The following is a 23214-nucleotide window of genomic DNA, read 5'->3' on the forward strand; positions in this document are numbered from 1 at the left end:
GCCGACATGACGACAAAACGGAAGGTCATACTTGTTACTGACGGGGATATCTATGCTGCTAAAACCATCGAATATGCAGCCGCGCAAGTGGGAGGGCGCTGCATTTCGCAATCAAAGGGCAATCCTTCGGTCAGGAGCGGGGCGGAACTTGTGAAAATGATTCATTCGGCCCAGAATGACCCGGTGTTTGTCATGTTTGATGACTCCGGTCTGCAAGGAGAAGGACCGGGGGAAACCGCTCTGAAATATGTTGCCTCGCATCCCTCAATAGAAGTGCTCGGTGTCATAGCGGTTGCGTCTAAGACCCATCAGGCTGAGTGGACAAAAGTCGATGTAAGTATTGACCGGGATGGAGAATTAACCGAATTTGGAGTGGATAAAATCGGGATGAGGGAATTTGATGAGCACAGAATGAGCGGAGACACCGTATATTGTCTTGATAAACTCGATGTCCCGCTTATTGTCGGTATCGGCGATATAGGAAAAATGGGCAGAAAAGACGATATCAGCAAAGGATCGCCGATTACCATGAAGGCTGTCGAGTATATTTTAGAAAGGAGCGGGTATCATGGCGGACAAATCGAAAGAGAAAATTAGAGTATACCGGGATCCTTCAAAAAATGAAGCGTATTATAAAAACAGGGTCGGCATGGGGACAAGCTATGATGTCGGTGTCCGCAAACTTAATATATTAGACAGGGAAGTTCAGCTTTATTATCTGAATGGACTATGTGATACGGCTTATATTATTCATTTGATGAGAGAACTTTTAGCCATTAATAATCGCAAAGAGGATTCAGATGAGTTAATAAACATAGTGGAAAACAGATTGCTGAATGCACAGGTAGAAAAAGTTGAAACATTGGACGAAGCAACAGATCAAGTCTTATCTGGATTGATTGCCGTTATTGTTGAAGATGCGGGTTTTGCATTTATCATTGATGTAAGGAGTTATCCCGGGCGGATGCCGGAAGAGCCTGATACAGAGAAGGTTGTTCGGGGCGCCAGAGACGGATTCGTCGAAAATATCGTCGTCAACACGGCTTTGATCAGAAGACGGATCAGGGATGAGCGTCTTCGTATTAAAATGACAAAAGTCGGTGAACGGTCAAAAACCGATATCAGCATTTGCTATATTGAGGATATTGCAGACCCCGATTTGGTCAGCATCGTCGAAAAAGAAGTTGAATCTATTGAGATTGACGGTTTAACGATGGCTGATAAAACAGTAGAGGAATTTATGGTGAAACAGCGCTATAATCCATTTCCGCTTGTCCGTTATACGGAAAGGCCAGATGTAGCCGCCAATCATATACTTGAAGGGCATGTCATTGTAATTGTGGATACGTCACCAAGCGTTATTATTACCCCTACGACCATTTTCCACCATGTACAGCATGCCGAGGAATACAGACAAGCTCCCTCTGTCGGCACGTTTCTCAGATGGGTCAGATTTTTTGGCATTTTATCATCGACCGTATTGCTGCCGCTTTGGTTCTTGTTTGTCCTCGATCCATGGCTTCTGCCTGATAGACTTGATTTTATCGGATTAAACAAAAATACTCATATCCCGATTGTCCTTCAAATTTTCTTAGCGGATTTAGGTGTTGAATTTCTCAGAATGGCAGCCATTCATACTCCGACCGCTTTGTCTACAGCCATGGGGCTGATCGCGGCAGTCCTGATCGGTCAGATTGCGATTGACGTCGGCCTCTTTTCATCGGAGGTTATTTTGTATGTCTCGCTTGCCGCTATCGGCACTTTTACAACACCGAGCTATGAATTGAGCGTGGCGAACAAAATGGCCCGCCTATTGCTGTTGGTATTTGTTGCTTTATTTCATGTAAAAGGATTTGTAATCGGATTGACATTGCTCATTATTTCAATGGCAAACATCAAATCCCTTCAAACCCCGTATTTATGGCCGTTCATTCCTTTTAACGGAAAGGCATTATGGCAGGTGCTTGTCCGCACGGCTGTCCCTGGTGAAAAAGTCCGGCCGAGCATCGTCCACCCTAAAAATCGTGAAAGGCAGCCTGACAATTCATAATCACATTGAAACCGACTGAAGATTATGATATTGTATGTCTTAACTTATATGAGAACTACTAGGTAAGGGCCTTTCAAAACGGTCCTTTTCACCCATAGGCGGACCAGAAAGAGGGAATGACATTGTTTTTACATGGGACATGCAGACAAAATCAGCACGGTCATTTGGAAATCGGAGGCGTGGACGCGCTTTATTTAGCGGAAAATTACGGCACTCCTCTTTATGTATATGATGTGGCTTTAATACGTGAGCGCGCTAAAAGCTTTCAACAGGCGTTTACTGCTGCCGGGTTAAAAGCGCAGGTCGCTTATGCAAGCAAGGCATTTTCTTCAGTCGCGATGATTCAGCTGGCGCAGGAGGAAGGGCTGTCATTAGATGTGGTTTCCGGCGGAGAGCTGTATACCGCAATTTCGGCTGGATTTCCGGCGGAACGCATTCATTTTCACGGGAACAATAAGAGCAGGGAAGAGCTGCAAATGGCTCTTGAGCATCATATCGGCTGTATTGTCGTTGACAATTTTTATGAAATCTCATTAATTGAAGAACTGTGCAAAGAGTCTGGTTACACTGTTGATGTTCTGCTCCGGATTACCCCGGGTGTAGAAGCGCATACGCATGATTACATCACGACAGGCCAAGAAGATTCAAAATTCGGTTTTGATCTGAATAATGGCCAGACAGAACGGGCGATTGAACAGATTCTGCCTTCAGGCCACATCCGTTTGCTTGGTGTGCATTGCCATATCGGTTCGCAGATTTTTGACACAGCCGGTTTTGTATTGGCCGCCGAAAAAATCTTCGCGAAACTGGATGAATGGAGAGAATCATATTCCTTTATCTCGAAAGTGCTGAATTTAGGTGGCGGATTCGGAATCCGCTATACAGAAGAGGATGAACCGCTGCCGGCAACAGTATACGTGGAGAAAATTATCGAAGCTGTAAAAGCAAACGCTGAGCGGTATTCTTTTTCCATTCCTGAAATCTGGATTGAACCGGGACGTTCACTTGTAGGAGACGCGGGAACAACACTTTATACAGTAGGGGCACAAAAAGAAGTACCCGGAACCCGCCGGTACGCAGCGGTTGACGGAGGCATGAGCGACAATATCCGCCCCGCGCTTTATCAGGCGAAGTATGAAGCGATTTCAGCCAATCGGATTGAAGAAGAGCATAATACAACAGTATCCATCGCAGGAAAATGCTGTGAGAGCGGAGATATGCTGATCTGGGACATTGATCTTCCTGAAGTAAAAGCGGGCGACCTTCTCGCGGTATTTTGTACAGGCGCATACGGCTACAGCATGGCGAACAATTACAATCGTATTCCAAGGCCCGCTGTTGTGTTTGTAGAAGACGGGGAAGCCCATCTTGTTATTAAAAGAGAAACATATGAAGACATTGTCAAATTAGATTTGCCCTTTAAAACGAAAGTAAAGCAATAAAAAAAGCGCCGGAATTTCGGCGCTTTTTTCTTTATCCGTTGGAGCTTGACTCGCTGCCGCCGGTGAAGATGGAGACAATCGCATTCCAGATGGATACAAAGAAATCAATCACTTTCTGAATAAAACCTTTTCCTTCATCTGAATCAAGGAACTTTGTGATTTTATCTTTTGCTTTATCAAGCTGATCGCCGACCTGGCCCCAGTCAATATTGACATTTTTCATCTTATTAAACAGGGAAACCAATTGATTTTTCTGGGCATCTGTCAGCGTGACGTTCAATTCAGATGCCGCGTCATCCACTTTCTTTTCGATGTCAGCTTTATTATCGGGTACGCCGTTTTTAGCGAAATCTTCTTTTATTTTTGCGATAAGGGCAGAAGCATTCTTATCACCAATATCATTGCCAAGTTCTGACGTCGTTACAAGCTCTTCATTTGCCACTTGTTTAACATCCTCAGAAATTGCTTCATCAGAAGAGACTTCATAAGCTTTAATCAGGCCGGTTAAAGCGGCTGTGCCAGACACTTCAAAAGGAGCCGTTACATAAACTTTGGCATCCTTAACACCGGCTGTCATAAGCGCGTTTAAGTACATTTCATCCGTAATTGTATCGATATTGTGCGTCTCAACGTTTAACCCGGAACCTTTTTTCGCGATAGTAATGGAAGATGAAGAAATCGCTCTTGTGCCGATTTGCGCGCTTGGTATATATTTTCCTAAGTATTCGTGCTCTTCTTTATTTGTCACGGTTACTTTTGTCGCGTTATCAGGAGCATTCATTTCATCAAGGACTTTTTGCCGATTTTCATTTGATAAATCCGCTCCAAGCGTGACAATTACATCTCCTACCGCCGCATCGGCGAGACTGACTTTCGGAATCGTCAGCAGCAAAACAAACGCTGCAAGCATTCCAATCCAAATTTTCTTCAAAGCAGTTTGACCTCCTTCATTTCACAAACGGCGTAATATCTCCTTTTGTGAGAAGCTGCATCCATTATAATAAATGCAGCTACGAAAGTATAGACGGCTCAAATAACATTCAAGTTTCATTTTATTGCAATTATGGGCGATAGATTCGTTTTCAGTCGAGAGGTATGGTATAATAGCCGCGAAAAGGAGAGAACTTGCAGCAAATAAATACATAAAGATCTCCTTTAAAAATCTTAAAATAAAGAAAGTGGGCATACAATTGAAAACAGGTTACTTTTTACTAGAAGACGGCAATAAAATCGAATTTGAACTATATCCGGAAGAAGCGCCGGGAACTGTTGCAAACTTTGAGAAGCTTGCAAACGAAGGATTTTATGACGGTGTGACTTTTCACCGAGTCATTCCAGGTTTCGTAAGCCAGGGCGGTGACCCAACAGGAACAGGAGCAGGCGGCCCAGGATACACAATCAAATGTGAAACAGAAGGAAATCCGCACACACATGAAGCGGGCGCACTATCTATGGCTCACGCAGGAAAAGACACAGGCGGAAGCCAATTCTTCATCGTCCATGAGCCGCAACCGCATCTAAACGGCGTACACACTGTTTTTGGCAAAGTGACAAGCGGTTTAGAATTTGCTAAAGGCATGTCTAATGGCGATGTAATGAAGGAAGTACGTGTACAAGGTTAATAAATCATGAAGCTTATCCTATACGGGGTAAGCTTTTTTATATGAACTAACTGTATCGTGTACTGAATTTTCAGCATGTGATCTAATTAATCAGGATTCCTTTGGGAGTCCTTTTTTTATTTATGGCCTCTAATGTAAAAAAATAAATAAATGCAAAGTAAATTTCATTTAGGGACAAAATACTTTTGATAAACATAGAAGGGAGGTAATTGAGATGAAAAAAATGCGGTTTGCTTCGTGTATGATACTTGTCGTGGGCATCATGATACCCGCATTAGATACGAAAGCTTTAACTTTTAACGTCTTACCAATCAAACAAGTCACAAAGCAATGGTCAGTTGAGGTTAGTAAAGCTAAATCAGATAAGAATGTATCATGGCCTGAAAAAGGGAAATATAGTACTTATTCAATAGAAATCAAAAACGTTGGTAACGATGCAGCAACTGCTGAAATCCAAATGTATAGAAATGAACCAGATTCAACTACAAGGCTCTCACTTTTTGGCTGTCCTGATGGCAAGTGTAAAAAACAAATTAAGGATACACAATCTCTTGCCAGGAGCTTGAATAACGGAAATCCTGTTCAATATCTCAACTTTATGCTAGCGGAGGAAGCAACAGAATTAGAAGTGGATATTATATGGACTCAGAAGGGGCAAGAAGGCAGAGATTTAAAAGAAACCTTCAGATTCACTGAAAATGGTGTTAATTAATTGAAAGCGGGCTGTCAAATCGACAGTCCTTTTCCATATTTTAAAGCAGAAGAATATTAAGATCTCATATTACATATAAAGACGTTTGATTTATAAGGGAGACGAAATTGGCAGCTATCGGGTTGGTGCAAATTTAATCGTTTTTGGTATCTAAAAGATTTTAAAAGCTAAAAAATGAAATTGCAGTATTCGTCACAACTCTAAAATCAATGGCGCTCTTCGCGGCTGCAATGAACATAAACAGATGGCATGGAGTAGCGTTGCTTTATGTTTTTGCCGGTATGATTCCATTTTCGATTCTCTATACATTAGTAAGTTTTATTAAACTCCTGGCGAAATACAAAACAAAATAATCATTTGGACTTATAAATGGGTAGGCTGATAGAAGCTGGGGATTTTTTTATCAAAGTATAGTTACTATATGGATCATCTTCTATAATCATGCGATCAGTGCTTTGAGCAAGAAGTTGAGATTATGAATATAGTCTTTCAAACTATGTTTTTCCATAAATGGATAATGTATAATGAATGAAGCAATTCATCCTAAATAGAAATGAGAATCCAATATGAGAGTGATATTTTTTATTTTTTCTGTAGTTGTTTTAACTTCTGTGATCACCGCCTTAGCTTATGATAAGACGGGGGCCAATGAACAAGAACCATTAAACAGCTTATACGTTTCTCCTGATGGAAATGATCAAAATGAAGGAACGAAAACAAAGCCGTTTCGCACACTGAAGCACGCGGCTGAAAAGGCTGTGGCCGGAACAACCGTATTGATTCGGAAAGGTACGTATAAAGAAACACTCGAAGTGAAGCATAGCGGTATCAATGGAAAGCCCATCACGTTCCGAAACTATCAAAATGAACAGGTCGTTATCAGCGGAGAATCCGCCGCAGATGAAGAATATGAAATGCCATTAATTCAGATTAACAATAAGAATTACATCACCATCAGCGGTTTGAGGTTTGAGAACCTCTCTGTTTCATCGGAGGAAGCAACCGCTATGGGGATTTTTGTTACTGGCTCCAGCAGCCATATCACCATTCAGAATAACCATGTTCGAAACATAAAGACGACAGCGGATGAAGGTAATGCTCACGGAATTGCGGTCTATGGAACGGGCAGCATGAAAGATATTAAGATCACGGATAATACGGTTGAAAAGCTGACGCTCGGAGCGAGTGAAGCGGTTGTGCTAAACGGAAACATTGACGGCTTCACGATTGCGGGCAATGTGGTCCGTGACAATAACAATATTGGCATCGATCTGATTGGATATGAAGGAACAGCGGATCAAAACGATTATGTGCGAAACGGCGTCGTTGAAAACAATACAGTTTATCATAACTCGACTTACGGAAATCCTGCTTACGGAGATGATTACTCCGCAGGCGGAATATACGTCGATGGAGGACAACGTATTGAGATCAAGAAAAACACGGTTTACAACAACGATATCGGTATTGAAGCAACCTCTGAACACAAAGGAAAATATGCTGAGGATATTCAAATAACCGAAAACAAGGTGTACGATAATGCTTACACTGGTATTTCAATCGGAGGATACGATAAACAGCGGGGCGGCACCATTAATTCTGTGATCGCGCACAACGTTGTTTACCGCAATGACACAAAAGGGCTTTATGGCGGACAGCTGCTCTTACAGCATGATACAAAAGATAACAAAATCGAAAAGAACATTGTGACTGCAAGTGATTCGAGGGTATTTATCGCAAACGATTTTACGACTAACGAAGGTAATGTGGTGAATTACAACGTCTACCACAAGGAAGCTGATAAAGACGGCATATGGATTTGGAAAAAGCATGAATATGACTCGTTTTCAACGTATCAAAAAGCAACGAAAAACGATCTGAATTCTATTTATGCCGATCCGATGTATAGTGACGAAGCTTCTTATGATTTTACGCTGAAGCCGGATTCACCAGCACGTTCCATCATCGAGTAAGCTAATTACATTTGTCAGCCAGAAAAAGGTGGGGCTATGGCAAAATAGAAAAGATGTGCCAGTATTCAAGATGATTACGTATTAGTTACATGAGAAGCAATAGAACAAATGCTGGAAGAAATCGAGGATGGAGTTGAGTTAATGGTTGGGGAATGAGTGACCTGATCAGTTACTTTTCTTCAGAAATGGGAAACGGCATCTTAGCATGAAAACCAAAGAAAAGCTTTATCTGGTAATCGGAAATAACAGGTTTTTGATTAAAGAAAATGAATAAAGAATGAAAGCATGCCGCCAAAGTCCATTAGTGGATTTGCCGGCATGCTTTTTTGAAGTCTAAAACGGAATTATAAAAAAGACTTTTCTCTTATGATCCGTTTAAACTAAAAACCGGTTGCTGACATAGAATGTTTTTGAAGGTTATCAGAATGCAGACAATACGCGATTACTTTCTTCTTGTACTGTTTGACTACATCAACGTGATCGTTGTAACTGTACACAAATAACTTAACATCGTTTTTACCTTTTTTGGTATCAATGACCAATGGAGTCCCGTTGTTTTCTGGATGTAAAAAACGCTGTTCGTCACCTGGATATATATAATATTTTTCCATAAATATAGCCTCGTTAAAAAAATCAATAATTTGACTTTTCTCTTCACCTTCCAAGCGTTTGCCATTGATAGATAAGGTGGCATTTGCGTCACTAAGTTTTGAATGCACTGCAAATTTGTTGAGAAGCCATTCCACAACACCTGTTGGAAGCGACGTCAATAATATTTTAACAAGACTCATGAGAATTAACAGCACAATCGCCCATGACATGTTTATCCACTCCGATACATTTTAAAGTAATATTCGTTTCTAATTTTATACTATCATTAGGACGAGCTTTTGGTTTTGTACATTATGTGAAACTTGATAATTGAGAAGTTGCTTTACTTCAAGGTTTGCAACTTTATTGTCATGTTGGTCTCTATAACGGCGAGCTTTGTCGATATAAGCGGCGCCTTCTTGATTTAAATGAAAAACCGGTAAAATGAAGCCGCAAATTGAATCACTATATTGTGGTGAAATCAAGGTGTAGTAGTAATAATGTCAAGAGTGACCCTTTTTCCGCCGAACAGGCGGTCCAGGATACACAATTACATGTGAAACAGAAGGAATCCGCATACACATGAAGCGCCGCATTATCAATGGCTTAAGCAGGACAAGACACAGGTTTAAAGCCTTTACAACTTCAGCCGCATCTAAACGATATTCACACTGTTTTTGGCAAAGTGACAAAAGGTTTAAAATTTGCAAAAGATAAATCTAATGGTGATGTGAATGAAGGAAGTACTGTACAAAGTTAATAAATCATGGATGTTATCCTATACAGGATGAACCTTTTTATTTCTAACAAACTAACTGTGTGTTGTGGGCCTGAATTTTCACTACGTGTAATGATGTCCTTTAAAAAAAGCCCTCATTTTGGGCTTCTTCATTTATTATTAAATCCGATAGGCCTCTCTGCAATCAGTTTTTATTTATCCTTTGTTTGCTCCTGCTTTTAACCCCTCCACAATACTTTTTTGAAAGGTAATAAATAAAACAGTAATGGGGATAGCAATAAGGACAGCGCCTGCAGCAAATGTTGTAAATTCTGTATTTCCCCGACCGGTTACGAATTCAAACAGACCAATAGCAAGCGTTTTGTTTTCACTTGAACGTAAAACAAGTCTTGCAAAGATAAAGTCCATCCAAGGTCCAATAAAGTTATTTACCGCAATAAATACTAAAATGGGGCGCGATAGGGGCAGCATGATGTTAAAGAAGATAGTGATATTACTGGCACCGTCAATTTTAGCTGCTTCTTCTAAACTTCTAGGCAGACCATCAAAGTAACCTTTCACTAACCAAGTTCCAAAAGGAATTGATCCTCCTGCATAGACTAAAATTAACCCCCAGTGATTGTCTAATAAACCTATTTGCAAAAGTAAAATGTATATTGCAATCATCCCCATAAAACTAGGGAACATTTGCAGAACGAGCATGGCCATTAAACCTTGTTTTCTTCCTGGAAAACGAAATCTAGAAAAAGCATAGGCAGCTGTCACAATTAAGAATGTGGAAATAATCATGTTGAAAAACGCAATCTTAAACGTGTTTTTGTACCAAATTAAGTAATCTGTTTCTTTGAATAAATACTTAAAATGATCAAGTGTTAGAGAATCAGGAAGTAATTTTGTTGAAAAAAGTGAATCACCTGGATTAAGAGAACCGATTATAATCCAATAAACTGGATACAAGATGAGTATGGCGGTAATGGCAAGAATCAAATAAATAAGCGTTATCATAAGGTTTCCGCGGAACTTTTTACTAAGTATCATGACATCAAATCCTCTTCTTTAAAGGCTTTGGTTTTTCTAAAGTTCCAAACTGACAATGTGGCAACAACAATAAAAATTAAAATTGATACAACTGAAGCCATTGCGAATTGATTTTGTTCAAGTGTCATTTTATAAATCCAGCTGATTAAAATATCGGTTGAACCTGCATAACTATAAGTATCGTTCACTGGTTTTCCTTGAGTTAACAAATAAATAATATTAAAATTATTGAAGTTGCTAGCAAAACTCATAATGAAAAGGGGGGCTGTTGAAAACATGATAAGCGGCATCGTAATCTTCCAGAACCGCTGAAGGGGTGTCGCTCCGTCTACATCCGCTGCTTCATATATTTCTTTATCAATGGATGTCATAACGCCGCTCATTAAGACCATCCAAAAAGGGAATCCAATCCACATATTAACGGTTACTAATGTTATTTTGGCCCACACCGGGTCTGATAACCAGGGGATTGCATGGAGGCCGATTGCTTGTAAATATTGATTTAAAGGGCCAAATTCACCATTAAAAAGGTTGCGCATAATTAATATGGTGACAAATGCCGGTATGGCCCAAGGCAAGATAAATATGCCTCTCCAAAATCTTTTGAAACGAATTCCTTTTCGATTAATTAATATCGCAAAAAATAATCCTAAAAAGAAAGTGGTAACGGTTGATAAAATTGCCCAAATAACCGTCCAGCTGAATACCCCGTAAAACGTATGACTCCACATTGATAATTGAAATAAATCGGCGAATGTTTGAATCCCCACCCAGTTCACTAAACTTTTGGGTGGCAGATGGTTAGGCCCAGAATAGTTTGTGAACGCAATCAAAGCACCGAATAATAGCGGTAAAATGGTTAAAAATGCTGTGAATAGAATAGAGGGCGTTAATAGGAGATAAGGAAATCCTTTTTCCCACACATTGAGAGCCGTTTGTTTAAATTTGTTTGCATCAATTCCTTGATCCCTAAGCTTTCCTACTTTATAAGCATCAAGTATATTTAAATAGTATAACCAAACAAAAAGGAGGAAGAGTATCAAAAAGATAATCCCTTCAATCATTAAAAAAATGGAATGATCTCCTTGGACCACGTCAAACCCTTTTCGCGTTAACGGCGTATCTCCTAATGTTGTAAGTCCCCACATAGCCCATCTGAAAGGTAATGTCCAAAATACAATCAAATAAATTTCTAATGTAATAAAAAGAATTCCTTTGACAATTTGTTTATGATAAAGCTGACCCAGTCCCATGAATAATAGTGATAGCATTACGCCAACTTTTGTATGCGAAGACGAATTAAACTTTATTTTTCTTTGAATATCTGATTGAATTTTCATCTTTTCCCACCTTCCGTTTGTTATTGTTTGTGTATTTTAATGGTTTCTCTAATTTGCTTGACAGCTTTTTCAAACGCTTTTTGAGGGTCCTGATCGTTATTCCAAATCGTTGAATATGCAGTGCCCATCGGTTCCCAAACTGGTTCCATTTCTGGAATGTTTGGCATTGGAACAGCTTTTTGGACTTGTTCTAAAAAGGCCATTGAAATCGCGTCTTTTGTAAATACATCAGTTTTCACTAATCCATTATGAGGTGGAATTTGCCCTGTCAATTCATAGCGCTTTTCCAGCATTTTTTCGCTTGTTGCATATTGTGCGAGCAGAGTGGCTGCTTTTGGATATTTAGAGTAAGGGTTTACGAAGTAAGATTTGATACCGGCAAAACTTTTCGGTGATTTTCCGTTATCCAGTTTAGGCAAAGGAGAAACACCCAGGTTAATTCCTGCATCCAAATGATTTTTAACATCCCAGGGTCCTGATACATGATACATTAGTTTTCCTTCATTAAAGAAAGTACTAATTATATCTTGAGAAATGTCTTCTATTTTCAACGGTAACAGCTCTTTATGAATCCGGCGTACAAATTCACCTGACTTCACTGCGCCATTGTTATTTAATCCAAGCTGGTTGGGATTTGTATTTTTATCTCCAAACACATACCCTCCATATCCAGCTAAAAAGGCATGAGTATAATAGAAATTGCCTGGGTCCATCATAAATCCATATTTGGGGTTAGCTTTAGTCGCTCCTTTATTAAACTCTTTTACTTGTGCAAACAGCTCTTCCCACGTTTTTGCCGGCTTATCAACTAAATCTTTGTTGTAGTAGAGGGCATATGTTTCAATGGCAATAGGGAATCCGTATAGCACTCTTTTCCCCCTCTCAATGACAGATGTAGCATCAATTGCTGTTTTCATAAAATCTTTTTTATAATCTTCGGCCACCATATTTTCAAACAGTAAACCGGATTTTGCCAAGCTGCCTGTATGATCATGGGGTGCATTGAACACGTCGGCTGCAAGCCCAGCGGGTCCATCCACTTTTAATTTTTCAGGAGCGTCAGTATGATTGACATGTTCATACTTAACAGGGACACCGTATTTTTTTGTGAATTCTTTTGCTACATAAGTTGCCCATTCACCTTCTTCGTCTTTATTATCCCATAGGAGAAGGGAGGCGCCTTTTTCCGGTTTAATTTCGTTATGGTTTGTAATAGCTTCTGCATTAGCAGTTGTTTCAGTTCCCTGCTTTGTTCCGGGGGGTTTGTTACAAGCTGCCAAAATCACAAGCAACGTGATAACAAGTACAACCCAAGCTGTTTTTCTCATACATTTTCCCACCTTAGCTTTTAATAAAATAATTGAATACATCTTCATCACATGCGAAAACGTTTGCTTACTGCTTATTCACTTGTATCAAACAAAAGCCGTAGGGTTTTATTTCTACTCTATTCGTTAAAACTGACTCGTCTGTCCATAAATTAGTTGCTTGTTTTCCATTAAGTTCATATGGAATGTGCAGGTGAAGCTTTAAATGAGAATTATTGATAATTGTGATGACTGCTTGTTTCGCATTTTCTCTCACATACATAACATAATTGGAAGTCGAGTTTGCTGCTAAAAATTGAAATGTACCTTCATTGGCAAGAAGAGAATTTTTTTTCCGAAGACTAATGGCTTTTTTCACAAAACCAAGCAGTTCCTGATCTTGTTTACCTTTATCCCATAGCATACATTTACGGCAATCTGGATCATTTTCTCCTGTCATGGCAATTTCATCTCCGTAATAAATACAAGGAGTTCCTGTATACGTCAATTGAAGCAAGAAAAGAAGTTTTACTTTATCCCGGTTTTTTTGGCTAATCGTCGCAATTCTAGGAGTATCATGGCTTCCTAACAAATTAAAAGCTACTTTATTTGTATTTTTTGGATAAGAGGTCATTACTTTTGTCAGCAGTTGGGCAAATTCTTCAGCATTGGTTTCATTTTTGGCTATGAAGTTTAACGCAGCTTCTCTAAATTGATAGTTCATTACTGCATCAAATTGATCGCCTTGAAGCCATGGCATTGCATCATGCCAAATTTCCCCCAAAATATAGGCTTCTGGTTTAATTCTTTTAACCATTTGTCTAAACTCTCTCCAAAACTGATGATCCACTTCGTTTGCTACGTCAAGCCGCCAGCCGTCAATATTAAATTCTTCAATCCAGTAAGCTCCCACTCTTAATAAATAATCTTTCACCTCGGGATTTTCAGTGTTTAATTTAGGCATGAATGGAGAAAATGCAAACGTATCATAATTAGGTTTCGGCAGGGGGGTGACAGGAAATTCTCTTAAATGAAACCAATCTTTATAAACTGATCTTTCTTGATTTTTTAATACATCTTGAAACGCATCAAAATAATAACCGCTATGATTAAACACGGCGTCTAACATGACCCGGATGCCTTTTTCATGACAAGTATCTACTAATCTTTTGAATGTTTCCTTGTCTCCGAACTGAGGGTCTATTTCAAAATAGTCAATTGTGTCATATTTATGATTTGATTCTGCTTTAAAAATAGGCGTGAAATAAATTCCGTTAATGCCAAGGTCAACAAGATAATCAAAATGGTCAATAATACCTTGAAAGTCTCCGCCAAAGAAGCTATTTACTTTTGGAGATTCACTTCCCCACGGTAATGTGGATGGCGGATCATTTGTTGAATCGCCATTGGCAAAGCGTTCAGGGAAAATTTGATACCAGACTGTATTTTTTACCCAACTTGGTGCTTTGAACATATCAATGTCGTTTAAGAAAGGAAAACAAAAGTAAAATGCCGTATCTATAGGAACTTCATTTGAAAATCCATTTTCACCATAAATAAGAGTTTGTTGACCATCATCTACCTTAAAACCATAACGCAACCTGCGATAGGGAGGGGTTAATTCAGTAAACCAATAGTCAAATAAATCGTCAGAACCTTCTAATTTCATTAGTGCAGTCAAATACATCCAGCCTTCTTCATTCCATTCGTATGGATCTCCATATATAACTTCAGCGGATTTTATATCACCTTTTTGCGCCCGAAATCTGATATGAATCAGATCTTTTTCATAAATATAGGCAAAATTGTTTTTAGGTCTGTGGAAAATTGCTTCTTTAAACAAATCTATCCCCGCCTTCTTTTGATATGAATATTAAGTATTCCTTTACGCAAACGTTTTCCTCGAGAGCAAACGTTTGCGTAAATGATATAAGATATTATAAGACACGCTATTTTATAAAGCGCTTACATTCATAATTGCATTTTATATCTCGATAAATTGCAAAGTCAACATATTATTTAATTAATTTTCTGAAAATTTTAACTCGCAAAATTGTATTAAAGTCTTTATAACAGAATATAAGTGTAAAAGATCAAGTGAAAACAAAAATTTTGAATTTTTTCAAAATACATTGAAAGCGCTTTAAACTTGTGCTAATGTTTTTTTAGAAAACGTTTGCGCAGAAAGTTGGTAAAAGATATTGGTTACAATCAAAGATGTAGCAAAGCGAGCAGAAGTGTCTGTTTCAACTGTTTCTCGCATTATGAATAACTTACCGGGTTATTCTGAAGAAACAAAAAAACGAGTTGAAAAAGTGATTAAAGAGATTGGTTATCAGCCTAACGCAGTAGCAAGAGGTTTGATTAATCGTAAAACAAAAACATTTGGCGTGCTGGTTCCTAAAGTATCAGATTTATTTGCAAGTGAAGTATTAGCAGGAATTGAGGATTCAGCGCATGATTTAGATTACAGTGTGATGGTTTGCAAAACAAATTTTGATGGGGTACGTACGATAAACTATCTGCAAACCCTTTCTGAAAAACGTGTTGATGGAATTGTTATTGTAAGTCAAGGAATTACATCAGAGTGCTACAAAAAGATTGAAAAAATGGATGTGCCAGTTGCTTTAGTCGCAACACAATCAGATTTTCCGCTCCCGTTTATAAAGGTAAATGATTATCAAGCGGCTTATGATGCTGCCTCCTATTTAGTACAAAAAGGTCATTCCAAGGTTGGAATGATTGCCGGAACAAAAGGGGATGTCATCTCGACAGTTCCGCGTGTAGAAGGTTTTAAAGAAGCTTTAAGGGACGCTGGAATAACTGTAACCGATCAAATGATTGCTTACGGATATTTTGATTTTAAAAGCGGGATTGAAGCAATGTCTCAATTGTTAAAAAATGAACCGGCAATTACAGCTGTTTTCTGTGCAAGTGATGAAATGGCTGCGGGCGCATTGTCGCTTTTGCACAAAAAGGGTATAAAAATTCCATGTGAGATATCAGTGGTTGGTTATGATAATACTGCAATGGCTGAAAAGACTGTTCCGCCCTTAACGACGTTAGCTCAACCATTATACGACATGGGGAGAGCATCAATTGATCTTTTGCTGAGTTCTTCGGCAAAAATAGAAAATTTGTATCCTCATCATATCGTTGAGCGTGAGACAGTTCGTTCATTTAGTCAGTAAAAAATGGTATAAAACAGGGTGGAAGCTGAGGAGTGATGACTTTCACTTCTTAACTTTTACGCAAACGTTTGCGTTCTTAATTTTTGATGACAAATATGATGGAAGTTTGAGTGAAGACAAGGGGGAAAATAAAGATGGAAAAAATAAAAGTAGGCGTGATTGGTTGCGGAAGTATCGCCCAATATCGTCATTTGCCAGAATATCATATGAATAAACAAGCAGAGATTATAGCAGTTTGCGATAGCAACCAACAACGGGCGAATAAAGTTGCCGAGCAATTTGGGGCAAAAGCATATGTGAACTATAAAGAATTATTATCAAGCGGAGCCATAGATGCAGTAAGCGTCTGTACCCCTAACTATTTACACGCCCCCATTTCTATTGCTGCATTAAAGAGCGGTTTGCATGTATTATGTGAAAAACCAATGGCCACGTCCAAAGAAGAAGCAGAAGCCATGATAGAAGCTTCAAAGGAAACCGGTAAAAAGTTAATGATCGGTCACAATCAGCGGTTTGTATCATCCCATCAAAAAGCACGTCAACTGATCAAAAGCGGAGAAATCGGAAAAATATATAGCTTCCGCTCGACATTTGGTCATAGCGGACCAGAAGGGTGGAGTGCAGACGGAAAGGAGAGTTGGTTCTTTAAGAAAGATAAAGCGTTTATTGGAGCATTGGGAGACTTAGGCGTACATAAAACGGATGTCATTCGCTACATTCTTGGCGAGGAAATTATTGAAGTAGGTGCATTTGTAGAAACAAGTGCAAAGGATTTTGCGAGTGTTGATGACAACGCAGTTTGTGTGCTGAAAACTGAAAGCGGTATCATAGGTACACTTGCAGCTAGCTGGAGTTATAAAGGTAAGGAAGATAACTCCACAATTATCTATGGAGAAAAGGGGATTCTTCGCTTAGAAGATCATTCAACGTATTCCTTAATTGTACAATACGCAACAGGAGAAGTGACAAATTATGAGCTTGGCAAGATTCAATCGAACGATGATGACGGCCAATTTAATTCACAGACCATTAATCAATTTATCAATGCCATTGTGGAGGACAAAAAACCTGCTGTTTCAGGAGAAGAAGCGTTAAAATCACTATCTGTTATTTTAGCAGCATTAGAATCAAATAAAACAAAACAAATCGTTTCATTACTATAAGTTATCTTCTGGTTGCTCAGAAGCCAATTAAAAATTGAGGTGAGTTGTTTGAAAATTGGTATTATTGGCGCGGGAGGTATTGCTGTAGCACGTCATATTCCTGCATTTATGCAATTTGGTGACGAGTGTGTCATTTGGGCAATAAGTGATATCAATAGTAAACGTGCGACTGAAGTCGCGAACGAGCATAACATTAGTCACGTGTTTTTAGACTATAAAGATATGTTTAAAGAGATAGACGCAGTGTGTATTTGTACGCCAAATAAGTTTCATGCTGAATATACAATCGAAGCATTACAAGCTGGTGTTCACGTCTTATGCGAAAAACCGATGGCACTTTCTAAAAAGGAATGTGAAGCAATGTTAGCTGCTTCTAAACAAGCAAATAAAATACTGGCAATCGCTTATCATTATCGTTTTATGAAAGAAGCACAAGCAGCGAAACGAATGATAGTAGAAGTAGGATGTCCTCTTGTTGTCCGTGTAAAAGCTTTACGGCGCCGAAAAGTGCCTAGTTGGGGGGGATTTACCAATAAAGCCCTTCAAGGCGGAGGCAGTTTAATTGATTATGGATGTCATTTGCTAGATCTGGCTCTATGGTTAATGGGCAATCCGCAACACATTCAAGTAGTGGGAACCACTTATAATGAACTAAGTAAAACACCAAACCAATTAAATGAATGGGGAACTTTTGATCACCAAACATTTAATGTAGATGATCATGTAACGGCATACATTAAATTTAACAATGGTTCCTCGCTTTTGCTTGAGACTTCTTGGGCCGCGAATATAAAAGAAGATGAAGAAGAAGTTAGCATTTCTGGAGTTGATGGTGGAATGAAACTTTTCCCTTTTGAATTTTACACAACTAAAAACGGTGTTTTACTGAATAGCAATGCAGCCTGGATGGTTGGGGATAATGACTTCAGCCGAGCACAAGCAAGAAATTTTATTGATGCTTGTAAAGGAACTGACGAACTTGTCGTTAAACCAGAAGAAGCTCTTCAGGTATCTTCTATTATTGATGACATTTATAAAAATAATGAAAGCGCTAGAATAAAGGGGGAAATAATATGAAATTAGGGGTATTCACAGTATTATTTGCAGATTATACATTTGAAGAGATGTTAGATAAAGTTCAAGAAGCTGGTTTACATGCAGTTGAAATTGGAACAGGCTGCTATCCAAACAATCATCATTGTCCATTAGATGAGTTATTAAATAGTGCGGAGGCACGTGAAAGTTATAAGAAAAAGGTAACTGAGCGAGGAATAACAATCAGTGCATTTAGCTGTCATGGGAATCCTATTTCACCGGTAGACAGCTTTGCAAAAGAATCCAATGAGACATTACGCAAAACCATAAAACTGGCATCTTTGCTTGGTGTTCCAGTTGTCAATTGTTTTTCAGGAACAGCGGGTGATCATGAAGATGCTAAATACCCAAACTGGCCGGTTACTTCATGGCCGAATGAATATGGGGACGTCTTAAAATGGCAATGGGAAAAAAAGCTCATTCCTTATTGGAGAGAGCTGGGGATGTACGCTCAAAAGCATAATGTGAAAATCGGCTTAGAACTACACGGAGGCTTTTTGGTGCATACACCTTACACGCTGTTAAAGCTTCGTGAACAAACCTGCGATGCAATTGGGGCAAATTTGGATCCAAGTCACTTATGGTGGCAAGGAATTGATCCTGTCGCCGCTATAAAAATTTTAGCCAAAGAAAATGCAATTCATCATTTTCATGCAAAAGACACGTATTTAGATCAAGAAAATATAAACATGTACGGACTTACAGATATGCAGCCTTACAGGAACGTGCAGACGCGTGCTTGGACATTTCGTTCAGTTGGGTGTGGGCACGATCTTAAGGAGTGGTCGGATATGATGAGTACTTTACGTACTTATGGCTATGATTATGTAATAAGTATTGAGCATGAGGATCCGATTATGTCAATTGATGAAGGGTTTAAACGTGCCGTTAAGAATTTAAAAACCATATTGATAGAGGAGGCACCCTCTCAAATGTGGTGGGCATAAATTACAAAAATCATTTAATGTTTGTTATTTTGTTCCATCAATTATGAAAAGGATGTAAACCCCTTTTGGGCATTAGATAATCCATAACAAAAAAAGTTAGATGAAAGTTAAAGATACGCGCTTGCTTTTTATTTTCTTTAATGGTATTATAAAGGTGAATTATTTTTGTTCGGTATCTAATGACAGACAGAGTATAATAACTTAACTTCTGGGTATAAAGAGCAGGGATAGTATTATAATGTGTGCTTTGCACACTGGGAGGCAACAAAAATGGAACAAGGTAAAGTAAAATGGTTTAACGCAGAAAAAGGATTTGGATTTATCGAACGCGAAGCTGGAGACGACGTATTCGTTCATTTCTCAGCTATTCAAGGAGAAGGATTCAAGTCTTTAGAAGAAGGCGAATCTGTTTCATTTGATGTTGAACAAGGTCAACGTGGACCACAAGCTTCAAACGTCCAAAAAGCATAATCCGTGTTCATATAAAAAGCAGGCTCAATAGAGCCTGCTTTTTTATTTGCGCAAATAAAGGCATAAAAAAACCCTTGCTCACAATTTCTGAGCAAGGGGGCTAGAAGACAAACTAAAATGGTTGCATTCATCATAACATACTTTTGGATGAATGCAAAAAATTAATTGAAAAATATGTGGACTGAAGAATTCTGTTACAATGGCGTTTCATTTTAGACCGATTCTTATTCGCGTCAGAAGGATAGAGGAAAATAACGGTGAGCCGATCGGGAATTGTTAACGCAGAGAAGCCATACACGCTTTAGAAGGGTATCTCGACATCATTTTTTTGCGTTATCGGCGTAAATTGATATAACATTTAAGTAGAGGTAAATCCAAAGCTCAAGTAATCCCTAGATGAACAGTAAGGTGAATACTTGTGTTCGCAAAAGACTTTGCAGAAACAATGCAACTGCGCTTTGTTATCTATAGCGATGCGGCAGTGTTATGAATTTTCTGGGAAATAGTAAAAATTCCCTTATGTATAAAGAAAAATTGTTATAGAATAAAGAAAAGGAGTTTTACAAGATGGACAAAAAAGGTTGTTTAAAATGCGGAAGCACCGAGGCTGGACAAAAAGAAATAGCAACAACAGGGACCGGGTTCTCAAAATTATTCGATGTACAGAATAATCGCTTTCTGGTCGTTTACTGCAAAAACTGCGGATATTCAGAACTGTACAATAAAGCGTCTTCAAAAGCCGGAAATATTCTTGATTTGTTTTTCGGCGGATAAGCATGCTGCCTACATTCCATGTCTTTCTAATAGGAAAGTCTGGGCATGAATTCTTTTGCGGCTCATGTTAAAATAAAACGGGATGACACCGCGAGTTTATTGGAGGAAAGCAGTTGAAAACAGAAAAAAAATCTAGAAAAAATTCAGTATTAGAATGGGCAAAAGCCATCATTATTGCTGTTGTATTAGCACTTCTTATTCGAAATTTTTTATTTGCTCCGTATGTAGTTGACGGGGAATCAATGGATCCGACACTGCATGACCGTGAAAGGGTTTTTGTCAATATGACGGTCAAATACATCGGCGAATTTAAGCGCGGTGATATCATCGTTCTTAATGGAGATCATGTCCACTACGTCAAGCGGCTGATCGGGCTGCCGGGGGACACAGTAGAGATGAAAGACGACCAGCTTTACATCAATGGGAAAAAAGCAGCCGAGCCTTATCTTGCCGCCAATAAAAAGGAAGCAAAACAAGAAGGGGCGGCAAATTTAACCGCTGATTTTGGTCCGGTCAAAGTGCCTGATGATAAGTATTTCGTAATGGGAGATAATCGCTTAAACTCCATGGACAGCCGAAACGGACTCGGTCTCTTTACGAAAAAACAAATTGCCGGAACATCACAATTTGTCTTCTTTCCTTTCAATGAAATCCGTCAAACGAAGTAGAATGAAAATCAGCTTTCAAAATATGAAAGCTGATTTTTTCTTTCCTTTTCTGAAACCTACACCCGTAAAACAGAACATAAATTCGTATATCTATTGAAAAGAAAATTTTGCAGAAACGTGAAACATATTCCCGTTATGTATCGTTATATTAATAATTTACGAGAAATAGCGGTTTTTTATTCATGAAAAAGAGGAATAACTCATAAGAATGAATAGATTCATATGTGCTGGAGGTTGTGAAGATGGGGAGAATAAAAACAAAGATTACCATTCTATTAGTGCTGCTGATCTTACTTGCAGGCGGTTATATGTACATAAATGACATTGAATTGAAGGATGTGCCTACGGCGATCGGACAAACCCTTTCCTCTGAAGAAGAAGAATATACGATCCATGAATATAAAATTATAAAAATTGACGGAACGGAATATTATGGTGAAGCGGATAATGGTACAAAAATTATATTCAACGGAAAAAAACTGGACCAAGACTTATCGGATATTAAAAAAGGGGACAAGGTCAAAGCATATTTCAGTAAATCAAAACGGATTGACGGTTTAATCAAGGTTGCAAAAGTGAATGATTAACGAAGAAAACACCTTTTTTTTACGAAAGGTGTTTCTTTATTTTCTCAAATTGTAAGTTTATTTCATTGCGTACTCTCGGAAGGATCGTTATAATAGCCACTAAGGACAAAAAAATATCGATTGTATCCTTCGGGGCAGGGTGGAAATCCCGACCGGCGGTAGTAAAGCCAATGCGCTTTAGAGCCCGTGACCCGTGTGCATATGCATACGGTGGATTCAGTTATAAGCTGAAGCCGACAGTGAAAGTCTGGATGGGAGAAGGATGAAAGACAGCTATGCAAAAGAATGAAAAACGCATAGTGTTATTTCGTATGGTTAAAAAATGGACAGCCCCGAATTTATATTAAAAATTCGGGGCTTTTTGACGGCCAAATTCACAAAAGAGAAAGGAGGGAAAATGAATGGAAGAGTATTACATGAATACGGCGTTAGAGCTTGCAAAGCAAGGCGAAGGCCAAACCGGTTCTAATCCGCTTGTTGGCGCCGTCGTTGTAAAAAACGGCGAAATTGTCGGGATGGGCGCTCATTTAAAGTACGGTGAAGCGCATGCGGAAGTCCATGCCATAAAAATGGCGGGAAAACACGTAAAAGATGCTGACATCTATGTCACTCTGGAACCATGCAGCCATTACGGAAAAACGCCTCCTTGCGCCGAGCTGATTATAACATCAGGCATTAAAAGAGTCTTTGTTGCGATGAGAGATCCAAATCCACTGGTGGCGGGAAAGGGAATCAGCATGATAAAGGCTGCGGGCATTGAAGTGAAAGAAGGCATTCTGGCAGATCAGGCAGAAAAGCTGAACGGAAAATTTCTTCACTACATGCGTACCGGGCTTCCGTACGTTACGTTAAAAGCAGCTGCAAGCCTTGACGGAAAGACAGCCACAAGTACAGGCGACAGCAAATGGATTACCTCAGAGGCGGCCAGACAGGATGCCCAGCAATACCGGAAAACACATCAAAGCATTCTTGTCGGAGTCGGTACAGTGAAAGCAGATAATCCAAGCTTAACCTGCAGGCTTCCGAACACAGTAAAACAGCCCGTCAGAGTCATTCTTGATACGAGCCTTACCATTCCTGAAGAAGCAAATGTAATCCAAGATCAAGCGGCACCGACATGGATTTTTACAACGTCGCAAGCGGACGCGGAAAAGAAAAAACGCCTTTCTGATTTCGGAGTGAAAATATTCACACTGGAAACCGGACGTATCCATATTCCCGATGTGCTGAAGATTCTCGCAGAAGAAGGTATTATGTCGGTTTATGTTGAAGGCGGGGCCGCTGTTCACGGAAGCTTTGTCAAGGAAGGCTGCTACCAAGAAATCATCTTCTATATTGCCCCTAAACTAATCGGAGGAACGCATGCTCCCAGCTTGATCTCCGGTGAAGGCTTTCAATCGATGAAAGATGTCCCCTTATTACAATTCACTGCAATTACCCATATTGGCCAAGATATAAAACTGGCAGCAAAACCAAAACCTATACATGAGTTAGGATGGTGACA

At 39.2% G+C, this 23214-nt stretch carries 21 protein-coding genes, 1 pseudogene and 1 riboswitch; of the genes and pseudogenes, 16 read left to right on the forward strand and 6 right to left on the reverse strand.

Going from position 1 to position 23214, the window contains the following annotated elements; translation table 11 throughout:
- Window positions 1–6 precede the first annotated feature (6 nt).
- The 3 genes from spoVAEA to lysA all read left to right on the forward strand — a co-directional run bounded on the left by spoVAEA (window position 7) and on the right by lysA (window position 3492).
- Window positions 7–597 carry a stage V sporulation protein SpoVABEA gene (spoVAEA, locus tag GXP75_RS13615; protein ID WP_150223242.1) on the forward strand — a complete coding sequence of 197 codons (591 nt, stop codon included), beginning with the start codon at window positions 7–9 and terminating at the stop codon, window positions 595–597.
- Entirely contained in the window at window positions 569–2050 is a 1482-nt protein-coding gene (locus GXP75_RS13620) for a spore germination protein (protein ID WP_106033497.1), read from the forward strand. Before spoVAEA ends, GXP75_RS13620 begins: the two co-directional genes overlap by 29 nt.
- A 122-nt stretch (window positions 2051–2172) precedes the next feature.
- Entirely contained in the window at window positions 2173–3492 is a 1320-nt protein-coding gene (gene lysA / locus GXP75_RS13625; RefSeq protein WP_106044207.1) for a diaminopimelate decarboxylase, read from the forward strand.
- 31 nt (window positions 3493–3523) lie between these two features.
- Here the strand turns inward: lysA and GXP75_RS13630 are convergent, their stop codons facing one another.
- Window positions 3524–4423, reverse strand: coding sequence for a DUF1002 domain-containing protein (locus tag GXP75_RS13630; RefSeq protein WP_061572928.1), 900 nt, complete (start codon window positions 4421–4423; stop codon window positions 3524–3526).
- 259 nt (window positions 4424–4682) lie between these two features.
- Here GXP75_RS13630 and GXP75_RS13635 point away from each other — a divergent pair, with 259 nt between their 5' ends.
- The 3 genes from GXP75_RS13635 to GXP75_RS13645 all read left to right on the forward strand — a co-directional run bounded on the left by GXP75_RS13635 (window position 4683) and on the right by GXP75_RS13645 (window position 7799).
- A complete protein-coding gene (locus GXP75_RS13635) occupies window positions 4683–5114 on the forward strand; it encodes a peptidylprolyl isomerase (protein WP_010789102.1) in 432 nt (143 codons plus the stop codon).
- A 214-nt stretch (window positions 5115–5328) separates the two neighbouring features.
- A complete protein-coding gene (locus GXP75_RS13640; RefSeq protein WP_214918660.1) occupies window positions 5329–5826 on the forward strand; it encodes a hypothetical protein in 498 nt (165 codons plus the stop codon).
- A 566-nt stretch (window positions 5827–6392) separates the two neighbouring features.
- Entirely contained in the window at window positions 6393–7799 is a 1407-nt protein-coding gene (locus GXP75_RS13645) for a right-handed parallel beta-helix repeat-containing protein (RefSeq protein WP_242557020.1), read from the forward strand.
- Window positions 7800–8179: 380 nt separating this feature from the next.
- Here the strand turns inward: GXP75_RS13645 and GXP75_RS13650 are convergent, their stop codons facing one another.
- Window positions 8180–8620, reverse strand: coding sequence for a YfmQ family protein (locus GXP75_RS13650; protein ID WP_242557021.1), 441 nt, complete (start codon window positions 8618–8620; stop codon window positions 8180–8182).
- Between the two features lie 298 nt (window positions 8621–8918).
- Here GXP75_RS13650 and GXP75_RS13655 point away from each other — a divergent pair.
- Window positions 8919–9150, forward strand: a pseudogene (locus tag GXP75_RS13655) (peptidylprolyl isomerase); the annotation flags it as partial.
- Window positions 9151–9324: 174 nt separating this feature from the next.
- Here GXP75_RS13655 and GXP75_RS13660 read toward each other — a convergent pair.
- The 4 genes from GXP75_RS13660 to GXP75_RS13675 all read right to left on the reverse strand — a co-directional run bounded on the left by GXP75_RS13660 (window position 9325) and on the right by GXP75_RS13675 (window position 14657).
- Window positions 9325–10167 (reverse strand): sugar ABC transporter permease, encoded by an 843-nt coding sequence (locus GXP75_RS13660; RefSeq protein ID WP_214918668.1) that lies wholly within the window; start codon window positions 10165–10167, stop codon window positions 9325–9327.
- Window positions 10164–11507 carry a carbohydrate ABC transporter permease gene (locus GXP75_RS13665; RefSeq protein WP_242557022.1) on the reverse strand — a complete coding sequence of 448 codons (1344 nt, stop codon included), beginning with the start codon at window positions 11505–11507 and terminating at the stop codon, window positions 10164–10166. The genes GXP75_RS13660 and GXP75_RS13665 overlap by 4 nt, the downstream gene beginning before the upstream one ends.
- 20 nt (window positions 11508–11527) lie before the next feature.
- Entirely contained in the window at window positions 11528–12835 is a 1308-nt protein-coding gene (locus tag GXP75_RS13670; protein WP_242557023.1) for a sugar ABC transporter substrate-binding protein, read from the reverse strand.
- A 67-nt stretch (window positions 12836–12902) separates the two neighbouring features.
- Complete coding sequence (locus tag GXP75_RS13675) at window positions 12903–14657, reverse strand: glycoside hydrolase family 13 protein (RefSeq protein WP_242557024.1); 1755 nt, start codon at window positions 14655–14657, stop codon at window positions 12903–12905.
- A 358-nt stretch (window positions 14658–15015) separates the two neighbouring features.
- Between GXP75_RS13675 and GXP75_RS13680 the strand changes: the two genes are divergently transcribed.
- From GXP75_RS13680 to ribD, 9 genes are all read left to right on the forward strand, one after another.
- Window positions 15016–16005, forward strand: a complete 990-nt coding sequence (locus GXP75_RS13680) for a LacI family DNA-binding transcriptional regulator (RefSeq protein WP_242557025.1) — start codon at window positions 15016–15018, stop codon at window positions 16003–16005.
- A gap of 134 nt (window positions 16006–16139) precedes the next feature.
- Window positions 16140–17168, forward strand: a complete 1029-nt coding sequence (locus tag GXP75_RS13685) for a Gfo/Idh/MocA family protein (RefSeq protein WP_242557026.1) — start codon at window positions 16140–16142, stop codon at window positions 17166–17168.
- A gap of 48 nt (window positions 17169–17216) precedes the next feature.
- Window positions 17217–18245, forward strand: a complete 1029-nt coding sequence (locus GXP75_RS13690) for a Gfo/Idh/MocA family protein (protein ID WP_242557027.1) — start codon at window positions 17217–17219, stop codon at window positions 18243–18245.
- Complete coding sequence (locus GXP75_RS13695) at window positions 18242–19210, forward strand: sugar phosphate isomerase/epimerase family protein (protein WP_242557028.1); 969 nt, start codon at window positions 18242–18244, stop codon at window positions 19208–19210. Before GXP75_RS13690 ends, GXP75_RS13695 begins: the two co-directional genes overlap by 4 nt.
- 270 nt (window positions 19211–19480) lie before the next feature.
- Window positions 19481–19681, forward strand: a complete 201-nt coding sequence (locus tag GXP75_RS13700; RefSeq protein WP_004429658.1) for a cold-shock protein — start codon at window positions 19481–19483, stop codon at window positions 19679–19681.
- Between the two features lie 567 nt (window positions 19682–20248).
- Entirely contained in the window at window positions 20249–20455 is a 207-nt protein-coding gene (locus tag GXP75_RS13705) for a zinc ribbon domain-containing protein (protein ID WP_004429659.1), read from the forward strand.
- A gap of 113 nt (window positions 20456–20568) precedes the next feature.
- Window positions 20569–21123, forward strand: coding sequence for a signal peptidase I sipS (sipS, locus tag GXP75_RS13710; RefSeq protein WP_004429660.1), 555 nt, complete (start codon window positions 20569–20571; stop codon window positions 21121–21123).
- A gap of 242 nt (window positions 21124–21365) precedes the next feature.
- Window positions 21366–21710 (forward strand): hypothetical protein, encoded by a 345-nt coding sequence (locus GXP75_RS13715; protein WP_004429661.1) that lies wholly within the window; start codon window positions 21366–21368, stop codon window positions 21708–21710.
- Window positions 21711–21831: 121 nt separating this feature from the next.
- Window positions 21832–21977: riboswitch (FMN riboswitch) on the forward strand.
- A 134-nt stretch (window positions 21978–22111) separates the two neighbouring features.
- Window positions 22112–23212 (forward strand): bifunctional diaminohydroxyphosphoribosylaminopyrimidine deaminase/5-amino-6-(5-phosphoribosylamino)uracil reductase RibD, encoded by a 1101-nt coding sequence (gene ribD / locus GXP75_RS13720; RefSeq protein WP_214918686.1) that lies wholly within the window; start codon window positions 22112–22114, stop codon window positions 23210–23212.
- Window positions 23213–23214 lie beyond the last annotated feature (2 nt).

The sequence above is a fragment of the Bacillus sp. HU-1818 genome (assembly GCF_022695965.1).
GTDB classification, from domain to species: Bacteria; Bacillota; Bacilli; order Bacillales; family Bacillaceae; genus Bacillus; species Bacillus atrophaeus.

Bases quoted from the DNA above. Each gene is read 5' to 3' on its own strand.
- spoVAEA (WP_150223242.1), top strand. From the start codon at position 7: ATGACGACAAAACGGAAGGTCATACTTGTTACTGACGGGGATATCTAT.
- GXP75_RS13620 (WP_106033497.1), top strand. From the start codon at position 569: ATGGCGGACAAATCGAAAGAGAAAATTAGAGTATACCGGGATCCTTCA.
- GXP75_RS13640 (WP_214918660.1), top strand. From the start codon at position 5,329: ATGAAAAAAATGCGGTTTGCTTCGTGTATGATACTTGTCGTGGGCATC.
- GXP75_RS13645 (WP_242557020.1), top strand. From the start codon at position 6,393: ATGAGAGTGATATTTTTTATTTTTTCTGTAGTTGTTTTAACTTCTGTG.
- GXP75_RS13650 (WP_242557021.1), bottom strand. From the start codon at position 8,620: ATGTCATGGGCGATTGTGCTGTTAATTCTCATGAGTCTTGTTAAAATA.
- GXP75_RS13660 (WP_214918668.1), bottom strand. From the start codon at position 10,167: ATGATACTTAGTAAAAAGTTCCGCGGAAACCTTATGATAACGCTTATT.
- GXP75_RS13665 (WP_242557022.1), bottom strand. From the start codon at position 11,507: ATGAAAATTCAATCAGATATTCAAAGAAAAATAAAGTTTAATTCGTCT.
- GXP75_RS13670 (WP_242557023.1), bottom strand. From the start codon at position 12,835: ATGAGAAAAACAGCTTGGGTTGTACTTGTTATCACGTTGCTTGTGATT.
- GXP75_RS13685 (WP_242557026.1), top strand. From the start codon at position 16,140: ATGGAAAAAATAAAAGTAGGCGTGATTGGTTGCGGAAGTATCGCCCAA.
- GXP75_RS13695 (WP_242557028.1), top strand. From the start codon at position 18,242: ATGAAATTAGGGGTATTCACAGTATTATTTGCAGATTATACATTTGAA.
- GXP75_RS13700 (WP_004429658.1), top strand. From the start codon at position 19,481: ATGGAACAAGGTAAAGTAAAATGGTTTAACGCAGAAAAAGGATTTGGA.
- GXP75_RS13705 (WP_004429659.1), top strand. From the start codon at position 20,249: ATGGACAAAAAAGGTTGTTTAAAATGCGGAAGCACCGAGGCTGGACAA.
- GXP75_RS13715 (WP_004429661.1), top strand. From the start codon at position 21,366: ATGGGGAGAATAAAAACAAAGATTACCATTCTATTAGTGCTGCTGATC.
- ribD (WP_214918686.1), top strand. From the start codon at position 22,112: ATGGAAGAGTATTACATGAATACGGCGTTAGAGCTTGCAAAGCAAGGC.